This is a genomic window from Pseudomonas sp. CFII64 (assembly GCF_000416235.1).
GTDB lineage: Bacteria > Pseudomonadota > Gammaproteobacteria > Pseudomonadales > Pseudomonadaceae > Aquipseudomonas.
Genome location: NZ_ATLO01000010.1, coordinates 204,898 through 228,809 on the forward strand (window position 1 = coordinate 204,898; position 23,912 = coordinate 228,809).

The window sequence follows — 23,912 nt, forward strand, 5'->3', positions numbered from 1 at the left end:
TGGGTCCAGTCATAAAAAGGTCGTATTGCATTCAGTAACAAATACACTAGGCTGGCGTTCATCTTCTAATAACAACAAAAAAGGCTTTATATGAGCCAGAACCTCAGCCAGCTGCGCAAGTTCGTTTCTCCTGAAATCATTTTTGGTGCCGGCAGTCGTCACAGCGTCGGCAACTATGCGAAAACCTTCGGTGCGCGCAAGGTCCTGTTGGTCAGCGACCCCGGCGTGATTGCTGCCGGTTGGGTGGCCGATGTCCAGGCCTGTCTGCAAGCGCTGAATATCGACCACTTCCTGTACAGCGACGTGTCGCCCAATCCTCGGGTCGAAGAGGTCATGCGCGGTGCCGAGCTGTACCGCGAGCATCACTGCGATGTGATCGTCGCGGTGGGCGGTGGCAGCCCGATGGATTGCGGCAAAGGCATCGGCATCGTGGTGGCGCATGGGCGCAGCATCCTTGAATTCGAAGGCGTGGACACCATTCGGGTACCAAGCCCGCCGTTGATCCTGATTCCGACCACCGCCGGAACCTCCGCCGACGTTTCGCAGTTCGTGATCATCTCCAATCAGCAAGAGCGCATGAAATTTTCCATCGTCAGCAAGGCGGTGGTGCCGGACGTGTCGTTGATCGACCCGGAAACCACGCTGAGCATGGACCCGTTCCTGGCCGCCTGCACCGGCATCGACGCGCTGGTGCATGCCATCGAAGCCTTCGTTTCCACAGGTCATGGCCCGCTAACCGACCCGCATGCGCTGGAGGCCATGCGCCTGATCGACGGCAATCTGGTGCAAATGATTGCCAATCCCACCGACATCGCCCTGCGCGAAAAAATCATGCTCGGCAGCATGCAGGCCGGGCTGGCGTTTTCCAATGCGATCCTGGGCGCGGTGCATGCCATGTCGCACAGCCTCGGCGGCTTCCTCGATTTGCCTCACGGCTTGTGCAACGCAGTACTGGTCGAGCATGTGGTGGCTTTCAACTACAGCTCCGCGCCCGACCGCTTCAAGCTGATCGCCGAGACCTTGGGTATCGATTGCCGTGGGCTGACCCATAAAATGATTTCCCAGCGGCTGGTCGAACACCTGATCGCCCTCAAACATGCGGTCGGCTTCCACGAAACCCTGGGACGCCACGGCGTCAGAATGTCGGATATTCCATTCCTGTCGCAGCACGCTATGCATGACCCGTGCATTCTCACCAACCCGCGCGCGTCCAGTCAGCGCGACGTTGAGGTGGTGTATGGCGAAGCCCTCTGACGAGCGGCAAAATGCGCTGACGGCATTGCTCGGACTGGGCAACCATTCGACGCGCAAGAGCCATTACCCCGAGCTGACAGTGCGGCTCGAAGAGCTGGAAAAGGAGCGCAACCGCTACAAGTGGCTGTTTGAACACGCCGTGCACGGGATTTTCCAGGCCAGCCTGCAACAGGGTTTGCTGGCCGCCAACCCGGCATTGGCGCGCATGCTTGGCTACGACGATCCGCAGCAAGTGCTGTTTTCCCTGGCGGATCTGGCCGGTAGTTTGTTTATCGGCGGGCAGGCTGAAACGGACGCCATCGGTCATGTCCTGCAACGCGAAGGCAGCTTGCTGGGTTATGAAACCCGGCTGCGCCGCAAGGATGGCAGCTGGCTCGACGTGTTGATGAACCTGCTGCTCAAGCCTGACGAAGATGGCATTTTCGAAGGCTTCGTCACCGACATCACCGAGCGCAAGCTGGCGCAGCAGCGCCTGCAACAACTCAACGACGAACTGGAGCAGCGTGTTGCCGCGCGTACCGATGAGTTGCTGGTGGCTCGGGACGCCGCGCAAGCCGCCAATCGCAGCAAGGACAAATACCTGGCCGCCGCCAGTCATGACCTGCTGCAACCCCTGAACGCGGCACGCTTGCTGATCTCGACCTTGCGCGAGCGTGCCTTGCCGGATGCGGAGCACATTCTGGTGGAACGCACGCATCAAGCGCTGGAAGGTGCCGAAGATCTGCTCACCGATCTGCTGGACATCTCCAAGCTGGATCAAGCGGCAGTCAAACCGGACGTGGAGCTGTATCGGCTGGATGAACTGCTGGCGCCTTTGGCTTCGGAGTTTCAGTCGGTGGCGCAAGCCTCAGGTTTGAGCTTTCGCGCGCACATCGGCGATTTCGCGATGTACACCGATCTGCGCCTGCTGACCCGAATCCTGCGCAATTTCCTCAGCAACGCCTGCCGCTATACCGCATCGGGCGGAATTCTGCTCGGCGCCAGGCGGCGCGGCGACTATCTGCGACTGGAAGTCTGGGACACCGGGCGCGGGATTGCCGACGATCGGCTGGAGTCGATCTTCCTCGAATTCAATCAGCTGGATGTGGGCCGCGCCGCCGACCGCAAAGGGGTGGGCCTCGGGTTGGCGATTGTCGAGCGGATCGCAAAGATTCTCGGCTATCGGGTGCAGGTCAAATCCCGGCCGGGCGTGGGCTCGCGCTTCAGCATCGATGTGCCGCTGTCCGACGAAATACCGGTGCCGGTCAGTGTCGTGGTGCAGCAACAATCGGGGACGGGTAACCCGCTGCCGGGCCGGCGTTTGCTGGTGCTGGACAACGAATTGAGCATTCTGGAAAGCATGGCCGCGTTGCTTGGCCAATGGGGCTGCGAAGTACTGACCGCCAGCGATGAGGCCAGCGCCTATCGCGTGCTCGAAGGGCGGGCGCCGGAGGTGATTCTCGCGGATTTCAATCTTGATCACGGGGTGATCGGCTGCGAAGTGGTCAAAGGCTTGCGTGAGTACTTTGGGCAGGAAATACCCGCAGTCATGATTACCGCCGACAGGAGCGATCAATGCCGACGTTCATTGCAGAAGCTGGGTGCGCCATTGCTCAATAAACCGGTCAAGCCGGGCAAGTTGCGAGCCGTGTTGAGTCAATTGCTGGGTTGAATAAGGCGGCTGTCAGCCGCCGGTCATGTTCATGAAGCGCACGACCTGCACATCGTCATCAAGCGTGAAGTTGTGGCTCCAGGGCTTGAGCTGCATGGCATCGATGATGGCTTTTTCCAGTTTTTCCGGCTTGCCTGGATGCGCGCGCAGCACTGACTTCAGATCAGCCGAATGCTCGTTGCCCAGACAGAGTAACAGCCGACCTTCGACAGTCAGGCGCACCCGGTTGCAGGTGGCGCAGAAGTTATGGCTGTGTGGCGAGATGAAACCAACCCGAATATCCGGCGCCTCGGCCAGACGCCAGTAACGCGACGGGCCTTGGGTAGATTCGGTGGAATGAATCAGGGTGTAGCGCTCGGCGATCTTTTCCCGGACCTGATCGCTGGAGAAAAACGATTCAGCGCGGCTATGTTCGCTGATGACGCCCAGCGGCATTTCTTCAATGAACGTGATGTCCAGCTTGCGCTCGATGGCGAAAGCCACCAGATCGTTGATTTCGTGATCGTTACGGCCTTGCATGACCACGCAGTTGAGTTTGGTGTGAACGAAGCCGGCTGCATTGGCGGCATCGATGCCCGCAATGACCTTGCTCAAGTCGCCGGTACGGGTCAATTCGCGAAAACGTGCCGGGTCCAGGCTGTCGAGACTGATGTTCAAGCGGGACAGGCCGGCATCGAACAGCGGCTGGGCGAGTTTTTCCAGCTGTGAGCCGTTGGTGGTCATGCACAGTTCGCGCAAGCCGGGCAGGGCGGCGATGTTCGCGCACAAGCCGACGATGCCCGAGCGGACCAGCGGCTCGCCGCCGGTCAGGCGAATCTTGCGGGTGCCCAGCGCGACAAAGCGTTCCGCCACCTGAAGGATTTCTTCCAGGGACAGAATCTGTTGCCGGGGCAAAAACGTCATCTCTTCGGCCATGCAATACACACAACGGAAGTCGCAACGGTCTGTCACGGACATCCGTAGGTAATCCACCTTGCGTGCAAAGCTGTCTACGAGGATTCGGTCTGACATTTCACCTTCTCAATACTCAGTCTCGACACATAGTAATCCAGTCGGACAAAGACCGCGCGGCCTGTTGCATAACTGGAGTGGTGTGTCGAATTAATCAGCACGCTAACTGAGTCTAATTGCCGCAGTCCAATTGCTTGTTCCGATGGGGTCATTGATTGAGTCAATGAGGCAGGATTTGCGGGGGCAGTTCAGGCGACGCTCACGGCAGATTCTCCACCACAAACACCAGTTGCACCCGAGCGCCCCGGCCTTCCTCGGGCCTGAGGTTGTCGCGTACGATCCGGGCCTTGCAGCGTTGCGAAAGGGCGTCGATCAGATTCACGGCGCGTCGGCCTTTTGGTTCGGAGAATGCCGCCAGGATTTCTGCACTGAAGCCTTTGCCGTCGTCGATCACGCTGATCTGCGCAGTACGATCGTCCAGCAGAGAAAGATGCAGGTCAATCCGGCTGTCGGGTCCGCCCTGGCAATGCTCGACCGCGTTGCCCATCAGTTCGTTAAGCATCAGCCCCAGGTTGGAAGCCATTTGCAGGGAAACCTGCACCGATTGGGTCTCTGCGCAGAGGATCGATGGACCGCGACGTTGGCCATTAATAATGTTGCGCGCCAGTTTGGGTAGATAGTCAGCCAGATCGATGCGTCCGGTGTTGCTGCGATGCAATTCGTCCTGAACCGCGCCGACGCCGGTTATCCGGGTAATGGCGGTTTGCATCAGGGTCTTGGCTTCCTCGCCCTTGGCGCGCAATTTCGAGATCTGCAGCAGGCTGATGATCAACTGCAGATTGTTTTTGACCCGGTGATTGAGCTCGGACAGCAAGACCCGTTGCTGGGTTTCCATCTCCCGCTGATCGGTGATGTCGATACAACTGCCGAAATAACCGGCGAATTCGCCATTGCGGTAATACGGCGCGCCGTTATCCAGCAGCCAGCGATACTGTCCATCGGCGCGGCGCAGGCGGTAGGAAAGGGAATAGGCGTCGCGGGCATCGAAGGCATTCTGATAAATGGACATGCACTGTTCGAGGTCTTCGGGATGCACATCGTCGACCCAACCGTAACCGACCAGTTGTTCCTGGGTTTTGCCGGTAAATGACCTCCAGCGTTCGTTGAACCAGTCGCAGTGTTTGTCCGGCCGCGAGCGCCAGATCATCACCGGCGCATGGTCAGCCAGTTCCCGGAATTCAAGTTCACCCAGTTGTGCTGGATCGATGGGGACGTCATTGACCTGTGTCATCCGCTGGCCCTGCGTACAAAGCCGTTGCTGAAAATTTCCAGTGAGCCGGGCGGGTGCAGGGAACTCAGTGACTGGCCATCAAGAATGGCCTTGGCGATCAACGCGCACTGATTCAGGTCTTCGGGGGCATAGGGTTTACGCAGCAGGCCTATTGCCGCATCGCGGTGCGCCCGCGCTGAGCCGACCTGGCCGCTGACGAACAGCGAAGCGATTCCGTGCCTGGCCCAAAGACCGCGGGCCAGAGCAATACCTTCGTCGTGCCCGTTGAGGTTGATATCGACGAATGCAATGTCAGCCTGGTACTGCGCCGCCAACAGCAAGGCGTGCGGCGCGTCGTAGGCGGGCCCGATGACTTCATTTTCATCCGCCAGCGTTGCTGCCGCGAGCAAGGCCAGTATCGGATCGTCGTCTACCAGAAGAATACGCATTTCATTGATCTACTTTTTAACTATGCCAAGGCACGCTTTACTAAATGAACAAGGCGCAGCCCCCGCAACACCAGGGTGGCCGCATCTCAAAGCTGGCGTATCAATAACTTGGTCTGTGTTCCATCTTAATGGTTCATACATTTTCAAAAATACATCCGAATGGATAGATTAAATGATAGTCGTTATTCTGTCAGTCTCGACTGTTAACCGCCGAGCTGCGTTCATAGCGTTCAAGCAGTGGCTGGATGCTGATGCCATGCACCAGGATGCTCAGTGCGACGACCGATAGCGTCAGGCTGACGCTCAATTGGCCGATGTCTTCGGGCAGACCGTGGGACAGCGCGAAACACAGGTAGTACAGGCTGCCGATCCCGCGGATACCAAACCAGCCGACCAATGCTTTCTGCCGGCGATTGAGCAAGCGACGGCTGACCAGCAGCCAGACGGCAACGGGGCGGATGATACAAAAGAGTGCTAATCCAAGACCGACTGCACGCCAATCCCAATACTGGGCCAGAGAAGCCCCCAGCAAGGTAATCAGCAGCACTTCCATGGAGCGCTCGACAAGACTGCCAAATGCCAGCATGTCGCCCATCATCACCCCAGCGGCCAACTGGGTTTCGCTCAGGTCTTCCTCTTCGGCAACAGTGGATTTTTCCATGGCGCCGGTCATGTGGCCGATGACCGGTTGCGCCAGATGTTCGGAAGGCACTTCCGACTGGGTGATGCGGGCTTCGGCCTGACGTAATCCAAAGCCCGCGGCGAATACCGAAAGGAAGCCGAACGCGCCCACCGTGTCAGCAATCACATAGGAAATGGCAATCAACGCCAGCGCCAGAAAATCATTGGGCGACGTGGTGCTGTCGGCATTCTTGATGCGCAGATAAATCATCAAATGCCCAACGCCACGGCCAAGTCCGTAACCGATCAACAGGCCCGCCGGTACGGCCCAGACCAGATCCTTCACGGCCCAGTGCTGTAGCCACTCGACGTCGACTCCGCCATGGCTGATAAACAGCAGGGCAAAGATCACAAAGGGAAACGCCGTACCGTCGTTGAGACCGGCCTCGCCGGAAAGACCGAAGCGCACCCGGTCCTGATCCTGCGCATTGTTGACTTGCACCAGCCCGGCCAGCACCGGATCGGTAGGTGACAGCATCGCCCCCAACAACAATGACACGCCCCAGGACAGGTCCAAGAGATAGTGGGCGACCAGACTGGTGCCAGCAATTGTTGCCAGCATCACCGGCCCCGCCAGCCAGTAGGCCGAGTGCCAGGCTTTGCCGCTCAGAGGGAGCCGCAACTTGATCCCTGTGCTGAACAGGGAAAACAGCACGGCAGCTTCCGTCAGGCGTTCCATCCAGCCGGACGCCTGGCGAAAGTCCAGGTCAAGCATATCCAGGCCGACCGGGCCGATGGCAAAACCAAACGCCAGGCAGACCGCCGAGGTCGTGACAGGTAACCAGCGCAGGTAGGAGGAGGTGAGCGCCAACAGCATCAGCAGCGTGCCCAACACCGCCATACACACAATAAAACTCATCCGTCTCCGACTCTCGCAACATGGCCCCCGAGCGGGGGCGTTAACGTTGTGACTGTCGTGTGACTGGATAGTTGAAACAATTGCGTAGGACTGGCTTTAGCCGGGAGGGCGTTCTCCCGGCTAAAGCCAGTCCTACGGATCTTCTGTACAGGGATCGGTCAGTGACTACCGCTCCACACTACGATTCCAGCGTGCGTTCCACTCTGGGCGCAGTTGGTTGACCTGATCCCAGTCGATGGTCACGGCGGTTTCCAGGTACTTGTTCATTGCCGCGACCTGGCCGTGGGTTTTTTCGGTGGTCGGCGTTTTCGGGTTGGACGGGATCTGGTCGCCGAATTCCAGTGCCGGGGCCTGGGCTTGCGGGGTCAGCAGGTACGCCGCGAGTTTCTGCGCGAGCTCCGGCTGGTCATTTTTAGCGATGGTGCACTCCGCCACGTTGAGGACCACGCCGCCTTCCTTGGGCGGTGCGTATTCCACGGGCACGCCTTTGATCTTCAGGGCCGTCACTTGCGTCGGCGTCAACGGGAACAGCGCGGCTTCGCCGGTTTGCACCATCTCGGAAATCTTCGCCGAACTGGCGATGTATTCCAGCACGTTCGGGCCAATGGTCTTCGGCCAGGCCTTGAAGCCGGGTTCGACGTCGGTTTCACTGCCGCCCTGAATCCGGTTGAACATCAGGAAACCATGCAGGCCGAATGTCGATGACGCCAGCGACTGGAACACGACCTTTTCCTTGAAACGCTTGTCCGCCAGGTCCATCCAGGAAGTCGGCGCGGCCCAGCCGTTTTCCGCGAACATTTTGGTGTTGTACGCCAGACCGGTAACGCCGAGGCTGACTGCCGCCGCTTCTTCCTTGATCTTCGCCTTGGCGGGCAAATCGGCCAAGCCTGAGCTCGGTTGCAGCTTGTCGCACAGGCCCATGGAAATGGCGCGGTACATGATCCCGTCGTCGAGGAAGATCACGTGCATCTGCGGGTTGTCCTTGCTGGCCTGGACCTTGGCCAGAATGTCCGACGAGGTGCCGGGCACGATCACCACTTTGACGTTATTGGCTTTCTCGAAAGCAGGCAGCACCTGATCGGCGTAAAGGCGTTCCATGGTGCCGCCGTTCATGCCCAGATACAGCGTCGGCTCGGCGTGGGCCGGGGCCGAAGCCAGCAAGGCCGCGAGCGGCAGGCACGACAAGCCGGAGATTGCGAAACGTTTGACGTTCTTCATAGAAGCGACCTTCCTCTGTGCAATGGGATGACGTTAGTCGGGATGGGCTGTTTAGCAACTGAAACAGGTGGTTGAAATCGTTGAATGGAAAACGCGTCCAGGGCGATTGTGGACTGGCCGGTGCAGACGTGCTCGGCCAGCGCCTCGCCCGCCGCCGGACCGATTTGAAAGCCGGAACCGGCAAAGCCGAAACCGTGCAGCAACCCTGGCTGGGCAATGCTCGGGCCCAGCACCGGTTCGCGATCCGGCAAGTAACCCTCGGTGCCACTCCAGGTGCGGATGGCCTGCGCACCGGCCAGCGGTGGATAAAGCTCCGCAGCGTTGCGCAGAATCTCCAGCACGGCAGCCTGACCCGGTTTGGCGCGGGCGGGGTCCAGCGCAAAACCTTGTCCGCCGCCCAACACGCAATTGCCCCGGGCAACCTGGCGCGCGTAGATTCCGCCGCCTTCCACGCCGGTGCTGACATCCATGAACATCGGCAGCGGTTCAGTGACCAGCATCGCTGGATGACCGGCAACCATCGGCACCGGTTCGCCAAATTGCGCCGCCAGCGAACCGGCCCAGGCCCCGGCGCAGTTGAGCAGCCACGGCGCGCGCAACGTCAGGCCATTCGCGGTTTGCACGGTAAATACCTGGCCGCCATGGCTGACTTCGACGACCCTGGCCTGTTCGTGAATCTGCGCCCCGGCGCGCCTGGCGGCCCGGGCAAATGCCGGAGAGACCAGGCGCGGGTTGGCGTGGCCATCGTCAGCGCACAACGACGCGCCGACCGCCACATCGCCGGCCCAGGGGAAACGCGCGCGCAGTTGTTGGCGATCAAGCAATTGCAGCTCCAGACCAAACCCCCGGCTTGCTTCGGCATAGGCACGCAGAGCGTCCATGTCCGTGTCACTGCGGGCCAGTTTCAGGTGGCCGGAGCGTTGATATTCGCCGTCGATGCCGATCAGCTCGGGCAGCCCGCTCCAGATGGCGTGGGCGCGTTGCGACAACGGTAGTTGCGACAAGGGCCGACCTTGACGCCGCACGCCGCCGTAATTCACGCCGCTGGAATGCGAGCCGCAGAAATCCCGCTCCAGCAAAGCGACGCTTTTGCCTTTGCGCGCCAGGGCCAGCGCCGCCGAAGCGCCGACAATGCCGCCGCCGATAATCAGCACGTCGGTTTCGATGACGTTGCTCATTGCGAAGTCTCCACACCGAACGGCAAAGGTTTGATCGGCGCCTGCCCACGCAGACGCCCGATGCTGGCCAGTTCCCGGCCACTGCTGTGCGCGACGATTTCTGCTGCTGCCAAGCCACACATGCGGCCCTGACAGCGTCCCATGCCGACCCGGCACATGGCTTTGACGCGATTCATCTCCCAATGGCCGTCCGTTACCACTGCACGAATGTCCCCGGCGCTGACTTCTTCGCAGCGGCAGACAACGGTTTCGTCGAGGGTTTTCGCGGCCCAGTCGGTGGGGAAGGGGAACGCAGTTTCCAGGCCATGCCGGAAGCGTTCGATGCCGGCCAGCTTGCGTTGCAGCTCGGCGCTGCGTACGCCGTCAACGTTATGGCCGTTGTCGGCCAGCAAGGTCAGGGCCGCCAGTTCACCGGCCATTTCCGCGGCATCGGCCCCCATGATTCCGGCGCCATCACCGGCCAGATACACGCCTTTGACGCTGCTGCGCCCGGCATTGTCGCGGCTCGGCAGCCAGGCGCGATTCAATGGACTCCAGTGGAATTCGCAGCCCAGCAGATCGGCCAGTTGGGTTTCGCTGCGCAGCGCATGAGCGAAGGCTACGGCGTCGCATTCCAGATGTTTGGCCGCAGCGTTGCCTTGTTGCCACCGCACTGCACTGACGCGTTTTTCGCCTTCGATGTTTTGCAGTGTTGCGCCTTGATGCACCGGGATGCCGTGCGTGGTGAGCCATGCCCGATAATACAGGCCTTTGGCGAGGGTCAGCGGTTGGCCAAGCAATGCCGGAAGGGCGCGGCATTGAGCAGAAAACGGCGCGCTGTCGAGTACCGCAACCACCTTCGCTCCGGCTTTGGCGTACTGATAAGCCACCAGATACAACAGTGGCCCGCTGCCCGCGAAGACCACGCGCTCGCCAATCGCGCAGCCTTGATACTTCAAGGCAATCTGCGCCGCTCCCAGGCTGTACACGCCCGGCAGCGTCCAGCCTGGAACCGGCAGAATCCGGTCGGTGGCGCCGGTAGCGACGATCAGGTTTTGATAGTCGATTTGCCCGGCGTGCCGGTTCTGCAGCGTGTCGAGGCGGTTGTCCTCGGCGTTCCAGACCAGGGTTTGCGGACGGTAATCCACGGCCGCCGCCAACTGATCCATGGTCTGATGCACGGCGACGGCCTTGCTCGCCTCAAAGCCATACAGCGCTTTCGGTTTGCGCTTGAAATTCTCCGGCTGGCGCCGATAAATCTGTCCGCCGCCGCGCAGTCCTTCGTCCACCAGACAAGGCGTCACGCCATGGGCGAGCAAGGTTTGCGCCGCGCGAATCCCGGCCGGACCGGCACCGACGATGACTGCCGAATGTATCTGGCTCATGGCTGCCGTCCCGGTTCGCGAGTCACGTTCAGCCCGGCTTCGAGCAGCGTCGAGCAGGCGCGGACCCGGCGACCGTCGCCCAGTTGCACCCAGCAATCCTGACACGCGCCCATCAGGCAAAACCCGGCGCGAGGCTCGGCGCTGAAATCGCTGCCGCGCAGATGCTCGGCGCTGGTCAGCACGGCGGTGAGCAAGGTGTCGCCCAGCAATCCGCTGGCCGGTTGACCATCGAGGGTGAAGGCCAGGGCCGGCCGATCCTGCTCGGCCAGTCGTTTGAACAATGCCATAAGAGTTGCGCTCCTGACCGCCCGTTAGTGTTTGCCGACCAGTACCCGATCCAGGCCGTAAACCCGGTCGAGGAGGATCATGGTCGCAGCCGTCAACGCGATGACCAGCGCCGAAACGGCGGCCATCATCGGATCGATGGATTCAGTGGCGTACACGTACATGCGCACTGGCAACGTCTGGGTCGAAGGCGAGGTGACGAAGATCGACAGCGTGACTTCGTCAAAGCTGTTGATGAACGCCAGCAGCCAACCCCCGGCGACGCCCGGCAGAATCATCGGCAAGGTAATCTGCCGAAACAGCGTGAAACGGCTCGCACCCAACGATTCGGCCGCCTGCTCGGCGGCACGATCAATGCCGATTGCAGCAGCAATCACCAGCCGCAACACATACGGCGTGATGATTACCACATGCGCCAGCATCAGCCAGGCAAAGCTGCCATTGACACCCATCAGCGCAAACAGGCGCAGCATCGCGACGCCCAGTACCAGGTGCGGAATGATGATCGGCGACAGGAACAGGCCATTGAGAAAGTTACGCCCCGGAAACTGATAGCGGGTGATCGCCAGCGCGGCCGGCACTGCTATCAGCGTCGCCAGGGAAGCGGCAACGAAGGCCAGAATCAGGCTGTTATAGAACGAATCGATAAAGTCGGCGCGCTCGAACACCGCGCGAAACCAGCGCAGGGAGAAGCCCGAAGTCGGCAGACTCAAGGTGTTTTCCGGAGTGAACGCCACCAGACAGACCACCACCAGCGGGGCGAGCATGAACAGCACCACCAGGGCGTGAAGCGACAGGGCCAAAGAACCGTTTTTCGACATGGGTCATTCCCCCAGGGTTTTTTTATAGCGGCCTTCGACCATGCGGTTCCAGGACAGCATGACCAACAGGTTTACCAACAACAGCGCCACAGCGATGGTCGCGCCCATGGGCCAGTTCAATTCGGAGAGGTATTGGTCGTAGACCACGGTCGCGACCATCTTCAGGCGTCTGCCGCCCAGCAGGCCGGGAATCGCAAAGGAGCTGGCAGACAACCCGAACACAATCAGCGTGCCGGACAACACGCCGGGCATCACTTGCGGCAGCACCACCAGACGCATCACCTTGGCCTGCGATGCGCCAAGGGAAAGCGCCGCCTGTTCCGCTGCCGGATCAAGCTTCTGCAATGACGTCCAGATTGGAATGATCATGAACGGCAGCATCACGTGGACCAGCGCGATAATCACCGCGAAGGGTGTGTAGAGCATTTTGATCGGCCGACCGCCCAGGGCTTGAATGCCTTGGTTGATCAGGCCGTCGGCACCCAGCAGCAAACTCCAGCCGAAGGCGCGCACGACGACTGAAATCAACAGCGGCGTGAGGATCAGAATCAGGAAGATCGAACGCCAGGGCGCGCCCATCCGGCTCAGGATGTACGCCTCTGGAACGCCGATGATCACGCACAGCAGGGTCACCAGCGCGCTGATCCAGAAGGTGCGCAGGAAGATCTCGTAGAAGTACGAATCAGTGAGGACGCTGACGTAGTTGGCCAGCGTGTAGGAGCCGCTCTTGACGCCCACTTCATAGTCAAAAACGTTGAACGAGAGGATCAGGGTCAAGGCCAGCGGCAACAGCAGCAGGCCGACGAACAGCGCCAGTGCCGGCGCCGACAACAGATAACCCCGCCCGCCTTGGCGCATGGCGGTGAGCAGGCTCATGGGTGCACCTCGTCGGCGTCCAGCACGCGCAACAAACCCGCCTGCCAATCCATGCCGACCGCCGTGCCTTCTTCCATCGGGGCTTCGCCGTCATTGCGGCGTACCACAGTGAGTTCACCGATGGCGGTGTCGATGCGGTACAGCCATTGGCTGCCCAGGAAGTAGCGGGTGATGACCCGGCCTTGCAGGCGTCCGCTGCCCGCAGCCACCAGATCGATCTTTTCCGGGCGCAGGCTCAACGTCAGCGCGCCGTCACCGGCAACGTGACGCACTTGCGCGCAGCCATCGGCATCCAGATCGCCGGGCAGCATGTTGGCCTTGCCGACAAACCCGGAAATGAAGCGCGTGCGCGGGTGTTCGTAGAGTTTGTAAGGTTCGTCGATTTGCGTGATACGTCCGGCCTGCATCACCACCACGCGATCACTGATCGACAGGGCTTCGGCCTGATCATGGGTCACCATCAGCGTAGTGATGCCGACTTCGCGCTGAATGCGGCGAATCTCGAACTGCATTTCCTCGCGCAGATTGGCGTCCAGGTTCGACAGCGGCTCGTCCAGCAGCAATACCGGCGGCTCGATGACCAGCGCTCTGGCCAGCGCGACCCGTTGGCGTTGGCCACCGGACAACTCTCGAGGGTAACGCGCGGCATGTGGCGTCAGGCGCACCAGTTCCAGCACCGTCGCAACGCGGCGCTGAATGTCGGCGGCGGACACTTTGCGCATGCGCAGGCCGAAGGCGACGTTATCGGCAACGCTCATGTGCGGAAACAGCGCATAACTCTGAAACACCACGCCCAGGCCGCGGCTGCTGGGTTTGGCGTGGGTGATGTCGCGGCCGTCGAGAACGATACGTCCGTCGCTGACATCAACGAAGCCGGCAATCATTTGCAGCGTGGTGGTTTTGCCGCAGCCGGACGGGCCGAGCAAAGAGACGAATTCGCCTTTTTCCACCGCAAGGTGGGTGGCGACGACGGCGTCGATAGCGCCATAGCGCTTGGAAAGACCTTCGAGTTGCAGAAAAGCCATGGCTGCGTTCCACCTTGTTTATCACGCGCGCCGGGGCACGCTGTTGGTAAAAGGGCAGAAGCGAAATGAAGTCATCGGTTGCAGTGGACGTTGGTGCTCGATCTGGGTCGGCTACCAGGTTTTGTTCAAATCGCCCTGTGGACTGAGAGTAGGACGAAGACTAGGATGGGTGAAAGAGGCAATTTCACTGAATGACATCTTTTTTCAGGTTCATTCGTTTGACGAATTAAATATTGGAAAACACGTCAATGGATTCCACTGAGCGGAATGAAAATCCGAAAGATGTTGGTGTAGGCGCTGTCTCAAGGCTGTTCGCCGTGCTGCGTTGCCTGGGCGACTGCGCCGAAGGTGGCGAACGGGTTACGCAATTGGCCCAGCAAGTGGGCTTGTCGCAGCCCACCACCCATCGTTTGCTACGCAGCCTGATGGATGAAGGCATGGTCGAGCAGGATCAGCGCAGCAAGCGCTATCGGCTCAGCATCGAGTTTTTCGCACTGGCCGCCAAGGCGGGCAACACCGGCAACCTTCGCGATGTGGTGCGGCCCAGCCTGTTGCGGCTGTCGGCTTCTCTGGGGGATTCTTTGTTCCTGCTGGCGCGCAGTGGCTTTGATGCCATCTGCCTGGATCGCAGCGAAGGCCCGTATCCGATTCGCACCTTCACCGGTGACATCGGCGGCCGCGTCGCGTTGGGCGTGGGGCAGGGCAGCCTGGCGATCCTGGCTTATCTGCCAGAAGAAGAGCGCGACACGGTCATCCGTTACAACCTGCCGCGCCTCAAGGATTTCCATCTCTACGACGAAGTCTTCCTGCGCTCGGAAGTCGAAAATGTTCGCCGCCTGGGCTACGCCGCTCGCAACACCGGCGCGCTGCCGGGCATGGCCGGTCTGGCAGTGCCGATCTTCGACCGCGAAGGCCGCTCGGTGGCTGCCCTCAGCGTCGCCACCATCAGCGACCGCCTCGGCCCGGACCGTTTGCTGACCGTCGTCGAACTCCTCAAACGCGAAGCCGCCGTGATCAGCGCGCGAATCAACCCGTTTGACCCGTCGTTGCGCAGGCCGAGTCAGGTGTTTGGGCAGGGGGAATGAACAAGCCACGTGGTTAGACGCCGCGCTGTCATGCAGCAAATGCTAATCCCGTTGGAGCGAGGCTTGCCCGCGAATCAGACGCCTCGGTAGCCCAGATCCACCGCGTTATGCTCTTCGCGGGCGAGCCTCGCTCCAACAGTCACAGTACCGCTGGCACTCGAAAGCCGCGCACGCCTCTCTATTCGAATGGGTTTGAAATACCGACCAACGCCCCTCAAGAACCACGCAGCCGAGCCGATGTTCCGGGAGTAGGTTGCGTGACGAGGCGTGTGCTCGGAGCGGCAGAACATGGAAGTCGACATCATTGGGTTCATGCCAGGCATGGGTCCGTCTCCCTCCCGAGGTGCTTGTTATGTCCAAATCCCTGAGGCTGCAGATTCTCGGCTTGCTTGGTGGCAGCCTGATTCTGGTGCTGCTGATCGCGCTGGCCTGTTTTCATTTCCTTTCCAACAACGTGCAGTCCTATCGCGGCTTGCTTGAAGGGCCGCTGCGCGCTTCGCAGCTGGTCGATGAAGCCAATCTGCAATTCAAGATCCAGGTCCAGGAATGGAAGAATGTGCTGCTGCGCGGCAAGGCGTCGGTGGAACGCGATAAATACTGGGCGCAGTTCGAGGAGCAGGAGCGTCTGGTGCAGGCGGCTTTGAACACGCTAGCGGCGTTGCCGGGCACTGAACCCTCCGTGAATGCCCAGGTGCAGAAGCTGCGCGAAGAACATCAGATGCTCGGCGCTGCTTATCGCAAAGGTCGCGATGCATTTGTTGCCGCTGGAGCAGATCCGGTGGCGGGCGACCTTGCCGTCAAGGGCGTGGATCGTGCTGCCAGCGATCAGATGAGCCAGTTGGTTGAGCAGTTGCGCAAACAAAGCGGCGCACAGTCGCTGATAATCAGTAGCACTGCGGACCGCACCATTCTGCTCGGCGCGCTGGTCATGCTGGCTTCAGCGATTCTGGTGGGGTTGCTGACCTTGTGGATGGTCAATCGCAACCTGATCACGCCGATTCGCATGCTCATCGATTATGTGTCGCAGTTGAGCGAAGGCAAATTTGCTGCGCGGGTTGAGATCACCCGTCAGGACGAGCTCGGCCGTTTGGCGATTGCCGCCAACATCCTGCGTGATTTTCTCGCGGATACCTTCACCCGTCTCAAACGCAGCACTTCGGATCTTGATACGGCCGGCAGCGAATTGAATTCCATCGCCGCGTTGATGGCTCAAGGTACTCATGAGCAGTTTGAACGCACCGATCAGGTTTCCACCGCGATGACAGAAATGTCGGCCACGGCGCAGGAAGTCGCGCGTCACGCAGCACAAGCGGCACAAGCCGCCGACGAAGCCGATCATCATGCGCAGGAAGGCGGCAAGGTGATGAAGGCAACTATGGCGACCATCACCTCCATGCGCAACGAAATCGGCAATACCGCCAGCGTGATTCATCGTCTGGAAACCGACAGCGGGCGGATCGGCAAAGTCCTCGAAGTGATTCGCGGCATTGCTGAACAGACCAACTTGCTGGCGCTCAACGCGGCCATTGAAGCGGCGCGTGCTGGTGAGGCCGGGCGTGGCTTTGCAGTGGTCGCCGATGAGGTCAGAACGCTGGCGCAACGTACTGCGGCGTCGACGGCCGAGATCAATCAGATCATCAATTCCGTGCAGACCGGCGCCATCGACGCCGTGCAGGCGATTCAGGGCGGTCAGGCACGCAGCGAAGAAAGCGTCGAGCAAGTGACCAGCGCAGGTGCGACTCTGGAACGTATCACCACGGCCGTCGAAGCCATCCGTGACATGAACCGGCAGATCGCTACTGCCGCTGAGGAGCAAACATCAGTGGCCGAGGACATTTCCCGGAATCTGACGGAAATCACCGCCATCGCCAGCACCAATCAGGACAACGTCAAGCGCACTCAAGCCGCCAGCCATGATTTGCATGGCCTTTCGGTGGGTCTGAACGATGTGATTTCACGCTTGAGCGCTTGAGGTCGATGACTGGAACTGTCCGTCTCAGACATTCGCCGCGCTGCGCCACTGCCTCGGGCTTAAGCCGAACCAGCGTTTGAAGGCGCGGGAGAAGGCGCTGGTTTCCGAGTAGCCCAGCAGCGTGGCGAGTTGGGTGACGCTCATGTTCTGCTGCTGCAAATGGGTCATGGCCGATTGCTGGCGGATCTGATCCACCAGTTGGGTGAAATTGACGCCGTGCTCGCGCAACCGACGTTGCAGCGTCCAGTCGGACAGACTCAGAGTCTGTGCGATCTCTTCCAGCACGGGTTCGCCCAGATGCAGAACGACGCTGATGGCCTGTCGCGCCTGATCGAGCAAGTCCGGCTGATGGCCGCTTTCACCCAGTTGCCGAATGGCATCCTTGATGAGCATCAACAGGATCGGGTCGGCGCCGGGCATGGCCTTGGCAATGAGGTCGTGCTTGGGAATCAGCACTGAGTTGCAGGCCTGACCGAAACGGACCTGAGTCTGGAATGCTTCCCGGTGCTCGTGGCAATTCTCGGGCTGCGCATGTTCGAAAGCGACTTCCCTGGGTGCCCAGTCCGGCCCGAGCACGTGGCGCACCAGATTAGTAGCCATGCCCATGGTCAGCTCGGCATCCTGGCGGCGTTCATGAATGGCGCCATGGCGTACCTGATAATCGAAGCGGTAACACTCGCCCTGATCCACCAGCTGGATCAGCGTGCTGTGTTGATGGAACGGAAAAGCCTTGGCGAAGTTGATCAGGGCGTCTTCGAGGGTGGACGAGCACAGGCCGATGTAACCCAGCAGGCCGAGCGCCTGGGGATGGAATTGCTGGCCATAGCGCAGGCCGAAATTGTCACAAGCGGTTTGCCGCGCGGCTTCCTCCAGCACTTTGCAGTAGTTGGGCAGCGGCAGGCTCAAGGTCGGATGCAGCAGTTGTTCGGGATTGATTCCCGCATGGCCGAAGACGCGGTCAAGATCACCGCCATGTTGAACAATAAAGCTGTCCAGACCATTGGCGGCCGCCGACAGGACACCACAATTGCTGGCACTTTGCGCATTTAACGGTGCGGGTGAAAGCAGGGTCGGGGTCATGGTGATGAGGGGCCGTCATGGTGTGAATGAAAATAATTCAAGCAAATGTCATACCTTGTTACGGGTGGAGCGTGATGACCTTCGGCTTGTTGGAGCGAGGCTTGCCCGCGAAGCGCCGGTACATTCACTCCAATTTGCTGCCCGGACGTTTACTTTCGCGGGCAAGCCTCGCTCCAGCAGGGTCATTAAACGGCGTTGATCTGCTACTCAAACACTCACCCACATCGCAGGCCAAACGCCAGCTTGGGAAGCGAAGTGGCACTGAAAACCCCGGAATCCGTGACCCGATTTAAGGCGCCAGGGCCTTTTCGTGCGCTGGCTTGAGGCACTGCCCGCAAAGTGCCGGAAAACTTGACCGCAGAGGACAAATCTCGTTCTCCCCGGTCAAGCCTTGGCTTTGTCGGAGTGACTATTCTCGTCAACAGACAATACCGTCGCTGGCTTCCGGGGTTTACGACCATGACTGCTTCGCAACTCAAACCAACATTGGGCACCCTGCATTTGTGGGGGCTGGCCGTCGGCCTGGTGATTTCCGGCGAATACTTCGGCTGGAGTTACGGCTGGGGCAGCGCGGGGACTCTGGGTTTTCTGGTCACCACGCTGATGGTCGCGGTGATGTACACCTGCTTCATTTTCAGTTTTACCGAACTGACCACCGCTATCCCCAACGCAGGCGGCCCGTTCGCTTATAGCCTGCGGGCATTCGGCGTCACCGGCGGGACGATTGCGGGATTGGCCACGCTGATCGAATTCGTGTTCGCGCCGCCGGCCATCGCCATGGCCATCGGCGCTTACCTGAATGTGCAGTACCCGTCGCTGGACCCGAAGTGGGCGGCCATCGGCGCGTATTTCGTATTCATGACCCTGAATATCCTGGGTGTGAGCATTGCCGCGACCTTTGAACTGGTCGTCACTGTGCTGGCCGTCGCCGAACTGCTGGTGTTCATGGGCGTGGTCGCACCGGCCTTCAGCTTCAGTAACTTCGCCCTTGGCGGCTGGGCCGGTTCCGATACCTTCAGTCTGCCAGCGATCAGCGGCATGTTTGCAGCGATCCCGTTTGCCATCTGGTTCTTCCTCGCCATCGAAGGTGCGGCCATGGCTGCCGAAGAAGCGAAAGATCCGAAAAAGACCATTCCACGTGCCTACGTCGCAGGGATTCTGACCCTGGTGACACTGGCCATTGGTGTGATGATCTTCGCGGGTGGTGTCGGCGACTGGCGCACGCTGGCAAACATCAACGATCCGCTGCCGCAGGCGATGAAAGCGGTCGTCGGCAATAACTCCAACTGGATGCACATGCTGGTCTGGATCGGTCTGTTCGGTCTGGTCGCGAGTTTTCACGGGATCATTCTGGGCTACTCACGGCAGTTCTTCGCCCTGGCGCGTGCGGGTTTCCTGCCATCCGGGCTGGCTAAACTGTCACGTTTCCAGACGCCGCATCGGGCCATTCTTGCCGGTGGCGTGGTGGGCATCGCCGCGATCCTCAGCGACGGTCTGGTCAATCTGCAAGGCATGAGCCTGACTGCGGCGATGATCACCATGTCGGTGTTCGGTGCCATCGTGATGTACATTGTCAGCATGCTGAGCCTGTTCAAACTGCGTCGCAGCGAGCCAGATCTGGAGCGTAGCTTCCGTGCCCCCGGTTACCCCGTGGTCCCGGCCATTGCCCTGATTCTGGCGGTGGTGTGCCTGGTGGCGATGATCTGGTTCAACTTGATGATCGGCTGCATCTTCCTCGGCTTGATGCTGGTCGGTGCGGTGTTCTGCAAAGTGGTGCGTGGTCGTGGCGCAGTCCCGGCTCTGGCCAGTCAATAAAGGAAGGATGTGCATGAGCTTCTCCCACAGCATTGGCGCGATGATCTGGCGCTTTGACAGCCTGCGGGAGTTGCTGGCCAAGGCCAGTCCCGCGCGCTCCGGGGACTTTCTTGCCGAAATTGCCGCCGCCAGCGACGCTGAGCGAGCGGCAGCGCAGATGGCGCTGGCGGACGTCCCGCTCAAGCGGTTCCTCAGCGAGGCGCTGATCCCCTACGAGCAGGATGAAGTGACCCGGCTGATCATGGACAGTCATGATTCGTCGGCCTTCTTGCCGGTCAGCCATTTGACCGTCGGCAGCTTTCGCGACTGGTTGCTGGGCGACGACGCCACGGAAACCAGCCTCAGGGCGTTGGCGCCGGGGTTGACGCCGGAAATGGTCGCCGCCGTGTCGAAGATCATGCGTGTCCAGGATCTGGTGCTGGTGGCGCAGAAAATCCGCGTGGTCACGCGCTTTCGCAACACAGTGGGGCTGCGAGGGCGGATGTCGACGCGTCTGCAACCCAATCACCCGACCGACGACCCCGCCGGCATTGCCGCCAGTGTTCTCGATGGCCTGCTGTACGGCAACGGCGATGCCATGATCGGCATCAATCCGGCAACCGACAGCGTCAGCGCCATCAGCGAGCTGTTGAAGATGCTTGATGGCGTGATTCGTCACTATGAAATTCCCACCCAATCCTGCGTGCTGACCCACGTCACGTCGTCCATCGCGGCGATTGAAAAGGGCGTGCCACTGGATCTGGTGTTCCAGTCGATTGCCGGCACCGAGGCGGCGAACAGCAGTTTTGGTATCAGCCTGGAGATTTTGCGGGAAGGCCACGAAGCCGGTTTGAGCCTGAACCGGGGCACGCGGGGCAATGACCTGATGTATTTCGAGACCGGGCAGGGCAGCGCGCTGTCGGCCAATGCCCATCATGGCGTCGACCAACAGACCTGCGAGACCCGCGCCTACGCGGTGGCCCGGCACTTCAATCCGTTTCTGGTCAACACCGTGGTCGGCTTTATCGGTCCTGAATACCTGTACAACGGCAAGCAGATCATCCGTGCCGGGCTGGAAGACCACTTTTGCGGCAAGCTGCTGGGCGTGCCCATGGGTTGCGATATTTGCTACACCAACCATGCCGAAGCCGATCAGGACGACATGGACGTGTTGCTGACGTTGCTGGGCGTTGCCGGCATCAACTTCATCATGGGCATTCCGGGCTCTGACGACATTATGCTCAATTACCAGACCACTTCGTTTCACGACGCGCTCTATGCCCGTAAAACCATCGGCTTGCGGCCTGCGCCGGAGTTCGAAGAGTGGCTGGTCCGCATGAACATCCTGCGTCAGGATGACGGCGGTGTGCGACTCGGGCAGGGTATCCCGCCGCTCTTCAGCCAGGCACTGGCAAAACTCAATTGAGGGCTGACCATGAGCGATGACCCGAAAACTCCTGCCCAGGCCGATGCCTGGAGCCAGTTGCGTTCGCTGACTTCAGCGCGCATCGCCTTGGGGCACGCGGGCACCAGCCTGCCCACTGCCGCACAGCTGGATTTCCAGTTCGCCCATGCTCAGGCGCGCGACGCGGTGCACCTGGCATTCGATCACGCGGCATTGACTGAAACGTTGCAGGCGCGCGGCCGGGAAGTGCTGACGTTGCACAGCTCTGCGGCTGATCGTAATCAGTACCTGCAACGGCCTGATCTGGGTCGCCGGTTGTCTGCTGATTCGGCCGGGCAACTGCGCGCTTATGCCCAGGACCAGGCGCAAGGCTTTGATCTGGCGCTGGTAGTGGCTGATGGTTTGTCGGCGTTGGCGGTGCATCGGCACAGCCCGGCAATGCTCGAACGCATCGACGAAATGGCCGCCGAGCAAGGCTGGAGCCTGGCGCCGGTGGTTCTGGTGGAGCAGGGCAGAGTGGCCGTGGCCGATGAGGTGGGTGAACTGCTCAACGCGCGGATGGTGGTGATTCTGATCGGTGAACGACCCGGGCTCAGTTCACCAGACAGCCTTGGCCTGTACTTCACTTTCGCGCCCCGTGTGGGTTTGAACGATGCGGCACGCAACTGCATCTCCAATGTTCGCCTGGAAGGCATGAGCTATGCCATGGCCGCGCATAAATTGCTGTACCTGATGCGTGAAGCCTGGCGGCGGCAGTTATCCGGGGTCAACCTCAAAGACGATGCGCAAGTGCATACGCTCGAAGCCGATGTTCCGGCGGGCAAGGGTAATTTCCTGCTCAAGTAACAGGATTGTGGGGAGCGTCGCCTTTGTAGGACCGGACTTGTCCGGGAAAGCGGCGGGGCTGCTGAAGCAGATCTTCAGCGCCTGCAATGACGTCTTCGGGGACAAGTCCCCTCCTACAGATATTGCTCCAATGCAGGAAATATTCTCATCCAAGGTAGCTATAAATCGAAACTTATCGCACCCTGATGTCAAATGGATGGCCTTCGGATCAACGCTGGCGATGAGAAGTAAATATTATCTGGCTGGTAATCGCACACGTATCTTCAATAGCGTCGTCACTCGACTGTTGCTATTGGCGCTGTGCATCATCATTTTCGGCGCGGTATTGCGTTATTACGTATTGAGCAACTTCCTGCGCGAAGATCTGGCTGCTACCGTGCAGCGCCAGCAGCTGGCCCTGGCGAATTACGTAGCGCAGGATGTCGACAGCAAGATTCTGCAACGCCAACGGCTGCTGGAGCGGCTCGCCGCCGATATACCTCAGGTTTCACTGGCAGAACCGGGGCAACTTCAAGCCTGGCTGAACGAGCGTTATGAATATCAGACGCTGTTCTCCGGTATTGCCCTCTTCAATGTCCATGGGACGTTATTGACCAGTGCTCCGCTGCTGGATGGCCAACGCAATTCTGATTATGCAGGGCGCAATAACCTGCAAGCGGCATTATCGGGTGTTGCGTTTATTGGCAGCCCGCAATCCGACATTACCGGGCCGTTGATTCCGATTGCCGTGCCGGTAAAAACTCCAACCGGTGAAATTGCGGCGGTGCTTGTGGGCAATACGGCACTTGCCGCACCGGGTTTTCTGGATTCACTGTTCCACAATCGAATGGGCGAAGCCGGCAGCGGGTTCGCGTTGGTGTTTCCACGAGAAAAACAACTGGTCGAGTCATCGCAACTTCCAATGACACTCAAACCCGTTACCGAACCGGGCGTCGATACGCTTAATGATCGGGCCATGGCCGGGTTTCGCGGGGCGGGAGTAACGGTCAATGCCCAAGGCTCCGAGGACGTTGCAGCAATGGCTTCGGTTGCAAGTACGGGCTGGTATGTTGTGGCGCGTGTACCGGGCAGCGAAGCTTTTGCCACCGTCAATCGTTTGCAGCAGTTTTTGCTCAAGGGTGTGTTTTTCGTTGTTCTGGTGTTTGGCACGCTGGCGGCGTTGGGTATTTATCTGGTTTTTCGGCAATTGTTCACAGCGGCGGCACAAGCGGACCGTATGACCCGGGGCGAACAACCGCTGGCGCCTTTGCCGGTCATTCGTGACGACGAAATAGGGCACCTGATTTCGGCGTTCAATCGTCTTTTGCTTAAATTGAATGCCAAGCAGGCCGAACTCGAACGCATGGCACATCACGATGCATTGACCGAGTTACCCAATCGAGCCTACCTGTCCCAACGCGTGCGCGAGTCACTGGCGTTGGCGCGGCGCAACAACAGTTACGTGGGCCTGTTGTTCATGGACCTGGATGGCTTCAAAGATATCAACGACAGCCTGGGGCACGACGCCGGCGACGAAGTGCTGCGCCAGGTCGCGCTGCGCTTTGCCAGTGTGGTCCGCGAGAACGATACGCTGGCGCGCATTGGCGGCGATGAATTTGTGGTGCTGCTCGGTAACCTTGGGCCCGATGCCGATACCGCTGTCAGTGCTGTGGCCGTCAAGTGCATCGAAGCCTTGAACGCGCCGTTCTACCTGGCCGGTACGGTATGCGTGGTGGGCGTGTCGATCGGAATTTCCTGGGGTGACGGCAACAGTTCTGAAAGTTCGTTGCTGCTGGCGGCGGATCGGGTCATGTACCAGGCGAAGAAAACCGGCCGGGGCCGGTTCTTGAGTGCCAGGGTCTGACGAGC

20 protein-coding genes are annotated in these 23,912 nt (G+C 60.0%); 8 read left to right on the forward strand and 12 right to left on the reverse strand.

The window, feature by feature from the left end; translation table 11 throughout:
- The first annotated feature begins 90 nt into the window (after positions 1-90).
- Positions 91-1,254 carry an alcohol dehydrogenase-like regulatory protein ErcA gene (ercA, locus tag CFII64_RS05880; RefSeq protein ID WP_020289858.1) on the forward strand — a complete coding sequence of 388 codons (1,164 nt, stop codon included), beginning with the start codon at positions 91-93 and terminating at the stop codon, positions 1,252-1,254.
- The gene (locus tag CFII64_RS05885) at positions 1,238-2,905 is read left to right on the forward strand and encodes a NahK/ErcS family hybrid sensor histidine kinase/response regulator (RefSeq protein WP_020289859.1); all 1,668 of its coding nucleotides are present in this window, start codon (positions 1,238-1,240) and stop codon (positions 2,903-2,905) included. The genes ercA and CFII64_RS05885 overlap by 17 nt, the downstream gene beginning before the upstream one ends.
- 12 nt (positions 2,906-2,917) lie before the next feature.
- Here the strand turns inward: CFII64_RS05885 and moaA are convergent, their stop codons facing one another.
- The 11 genes from moaA to CFII64_RS05940 form a co-directional block, all read right to left on the reverse strand.
- Positions 2,918-3,916 (reverse strand): GTP 3',8-cyclase MoaA, encoded by a 999-nt coding sequence (moaA, locus tag CFII64_RS05890; protein ID WP_020289860.1) that lies wholly within the window; start codon positions 3,914-3,916, stop codon positions 2,918-2,920.
- A gap of 199 nt (positions 3,917-4,115) precedes the next feature.
- The gene (locus tag CFII64_RS05895; RefSeq protein WP_020289861.1) at positions 4,116-5,147 is read right to left on the reverse strand and encodes a sensor histidine kinase; all 1,032 of its coding nucleotides are present in this window, start codon (positions 5,145-5,147) and stop codon (positions 4,116-4,118) included.
- Positions 5,144-5,575, reverse strand: a complete 432-nt coding sequence (locus tag CFII64_RS05900; protein WP_020289862.1) for a response regulator — start codon at positions 5,573-5,575, stop codon at positions 5,144-5,146. The genes CFII64_RS05895 and CFII64_RS05900 overlap by 4 nt, the downstream gene beginning before the upstream one ends.
- Positions 5,576-5,765: 190 nt before the next feature.
- A complete protein-coding gene (locus CFII64_RS05905) occupies positions 5,766-7,115 on the reverse strand; it encodes a sodium:proton antiporter (RefSeq protein WP_044901184.1) in 1,350 nt (449 codons plus the stop codon).
- A gap of 165 nt (positions 7,116-7,280) precedes the next feature.
- Positions 7,281-8,333, reverse strand: a complete 1,053-nt coding sequence (locus tag CFII64_RS05910) for an ABC transporter substrate-binding protein (RefSeq protein ID WP_020289864.1) — start codon at positions 8,331-8,333, stop codon at positions 7,281-7,283.
- Entirely contained in the window at positions 8,330-9,511 is a 1,182-nt protein-coding gene (locus CFII64_RS05915) for an FAD-binding oxidoreductase (protein WP_020289865.1), read from the reverse strand. Before CFII64_RS05915 ends, CFII64_RS05910 begins: the two co-directional genes overlap by 4 nt.
- A complete protein-coding gene (locus CFII64_RS05920; RefSeq protein WP_020289866.1) occupies positions 9,508-10,875 on the reverse strand; it encodes an NAD(P)/FAD-dependent oxidoreductase in 1,368 nt (455 codons plus the stop codon). The genes CFII64_RS05915 and CFII64_RS05920 overlap by 4 nt, the downstream gene beginning before the upstream one ends.
- Entirely contained in the window at positions 10,872-11,162 is a 291-nt protein-coding gene (locus CFII64_RS05925; protein WP_020289867.1) for a (2Fe-2S)-binding protein, read from the reverse strand. Before CFII64_RS05925 ends, CFII64_RS05920 begins: the two co-directional genes overlap by 4 nt.
- Before the next feature lie 24 nt (positions 11,163-11,186).
- Positions 11,187-11,981: an ABC transporter permease gene (locus CFII64_RS05930; RefSeq protein WP_020289868.1), complete on the reverse strand. Its 795-nt coding sequence runs from the start codon at positions 11,979-11,981 to the stop codon at positions 11,187-11,189.
- A 3-nt stretch (positions 11,982-11,984) separates the two neighbouring features.
- Entirely contained in the window at positions 11,985-12,857 is an 873-nt protein-coding gene (locus tag CFII64_RS05935) for an ABC transporter permease (RefSeq protein ID WP_020289869.1), read from the reverse strand.
- The gene (locus tag CFII64_RS05940) at positions 12,854-13,882 is read right to left on the reverse strand and encodes an ABC transporter ATP-binding protein (RefSeq protein ID WP_020289870.1); all 1,029 of its coding nucleotides are present in this window, start codon (positions 13,880-13,882) and stop codon (positions 12,854-12,856) included. Before CFII64_RS05940 ends, CFII64_RS05935 begins: the two co-directional genes overlap by 4 nt.
- Before the next feature lie 248 nt (positions 13,883-14,130).
- Here CFII64_RS05940 and CFII64_RS05945 point away from each other — a divergent pair, with 248 nt between their 5' ends.
- A complete protein-coding gene (locus CFII64_RS05945) occupies positions 14,131-14,967 on the forward strand; it encodes an IclR family transcriptional regulator (protein ID WP_020289871.1) in 837 nt (278 codons plus the stop codon).
- 352 nt (positions 14,968-15,319) lie between these two features.
- Positions 15,320-16,939 (forward strand): methyl-accepting chemotaxis protein, encoded by a 1,620-nt coding sequence (locus tag CFII64_RS05950; RefSeq protein WP_020289873.1) that lies wholly within the window; start codon positions 15,320-15,322, stop codon positions 16,937-16,939.
- Between the two features lie 24 nt (positions 16,940-16,963).
- Here CFII64_RS05950 and CFII64_RS05955 read toward each other — a convergent pair whose 3' ends face one another.
- Positions 16,964-18,019, reverse strand: coding sequence for an AraC family transcriptional regulator (locus tag CFII64_RS05955; protein WP_020289874.1), 1,056 nt, complete (start codon positions 18,017-18,019; stop codon positions 16,964-16,966).
- A 459-nt stretch (positions 18,020-18,478) separates the two neighbouring features.
- Between CFII64_RS05955 and eat the strand changes: the two genes are divergently transcribed.
- The 4 genes from eat (at position 18,479) to CFII64_RS05975 (ending at position 23,907) form a co-directional block, all read left to right on the forward strand.
- Complete coding sequence (gene eat / locus CFII64_RS05960; protein ID WP_020289875.1) at positions 18,479-19,834, forward strand: ethanolamine permease; 1,356 nt, start codon at positions 18,479-18,481, stop codon at positions 19,832-19,834.
- A 13-nt stretch (positions 19,835-19,847) separates the two neighbouring features.
- Positions 19,848-21,239, forward strand: coding sequence for an ethanolamine ammonia-lyase subunit EutB (locus tag CFII64_RS05965; RefSeq protein ID WP_020289876.1), 1,392 nt, complete (start codon positions 19,848-19,850; stop codon positions 21,237-21,239).
- Between the two features lie 9 nt (positions 21,240-21,248).
- Entirely contained in the window at positions 21,249-22,064 is an 816-nt protein-coding gene (eutC, locus tag CFII64_RS05970; protein WP_020289877.1) for an ethanolamine ammonia-lyase subunit EutC, read from the forward strand.
- 220 nt (positions 22,065-22,284) lie between these two features.
- Complete coding sequence (locus tag CFII64_RS05975) at positions 22,285-23,907, forward strand: sensor domain-containing diguanylate cyclase (RefSeq protein ID WP_020289878.1); 1,623 nt, start codon at positions 22,285-22,287, stop codon at positions 23,905-23,907.
- The last annotated feature ends 5 nt before the right edge of the window (positions 23,908-23,912 follow it).

Bases quoted from the DNA above. Each gene is read 5' to 3' on its own strand.
- ercA (WP_020289858.1), top strand. From the start codon at position 91: ATGAGCCAGAACCTCAGCCAGCTGCGCAAGTTCGTTTCTCCTGAAATC.
- CFII64_RS05885 (WP_020289859.1), top strand. From the start codon at position 1,238: ATGGCGAAGCCCTCTGACGAGCGGCAAAATGCGCTGACGGCATTGCTC.
- moaA (WP_020289860.1), bottom strand. From the start codon at position 3,916: ATGTCAGACCGAATCCTCGTAGACAGCTTTGCACGCAAGGTGGATTAC.
- CFII64_RS05895 (WP_020289861.1), bottom strand. From the start codon at position 5,147: ATGACACAGGTCAATGACGTCCCCATCGATCCAGCACAACTGGGTGAA.
- CFII64_RS05900 (WP_020289862.1), bottom strand. From the start codon at position 5,575: ATGCGTATTCTTCTGGTAGACGACGATCCGATACTGGCCTTGCTCGCG.
- CFII64_RS05905 (WP_044901184.1), bottom strand. From the start codon at position 7,115: ATGAGTTTTATTGTGTGTATGGCGGTGTTGGGCACGCTGCTGATGCTG.
- CFII64_RS05910 (WP_020289864.1), bottom strand. From the start codon at position 8,333: ATGAAGAACGTCAAACGTTTCGCAATCTCCGGCTTGTCGTGCCTGCCG.
- CFII64_RS05915 (WP_020289865.1), bottom strand. From the start codon at position 9,511: ATGAGCAACGTCATCGAAACCGACGTGCTGATTATCGGCGGCGGCATT.
- CFII64_RS05920 (WP_020289866.1), bottom strand. From the start codon at position 10,875: ATGAGCCAGATACATTCGGCAGTCATCGTCGGTGCCGGTCCGGCCGGG.
- CFII64_RS05925 (WP_020289867.1), bottom strand. From the start codon at position 11,162: ATGGCATTGTTCAAACGACTGGCCGAGCAGGATCGGCCGGCCCTGGCC.
- CFII64_RS05930 (WP_020289868.1), bottom strand. From the start codon at position 11,981: ATGTCGAAAAACGGTTCTTTGGCCCTGTCGCTTCACGCCCTGGTGGTG.
- CFII64_RS05935 (WP_020289869.1), bottom strand. From the start codon at position 12,857: ATGAGCCTGCTCACCGCCATGCGCCAAGGCGGGCGGGGTTATCTGTTG.
- CFII64_RS05940 (WP_020289870.1), bottom strand. From the start codon at position 13,882: ATGGCTTTTCTGCAACTCGAAGGTCTTTCCAAGCGCTATGGCGCTATC.
- CFII64_RS05945 (WP_020289871.1), top strand. From the start codon at position 14,131: ATGGATTCCACTGAGCGGAATGAAAATCCGAAAGATGTTGGTGTAGGC.
- CFII64_RS05950 (WP_020289873.1), top strand. From the start codon at position 15,320: ATGTCCAAATCCCTGAGGCTGCAGATTCTCGGCTTGCTTGGTGGCAGC.
- CFII64_RS05955 (WP_020289874.1), bottom strand. From the start codon at position 18,019: ATGACCCCGACCCTGCTTTCACCCGCACCGTTAAATGCGCAAAGTGCC.
- eat (WP_020289875.1), top strand. From the start codon at position 18,479: ATGACTGCTTCGCAACTCAAACCAACATTGGGCACCCTGCATTTGTGG.
- CFII64_RS05965 (WP_020289876.1), top strand. From the start codon at position 19,848: ATGAGCTTCTCCCACAGCATTGGCGCGATGATCTGGCGCTTTGACAGC.
- eutC (WP_020289877.1), top strand. From the start codon at position 21,249: ATGAGCGATGACCCGAAAACTCCTGCCCAGGCCGATGCCTGGAGCCAG.
- CFII64_RS05975 (WP_020289878.1), top strand. From the start codon at position 22,285: ATGAGAAGTAAATATTATCTGGCTGGTAATCGCACACGTATCTTCAAT.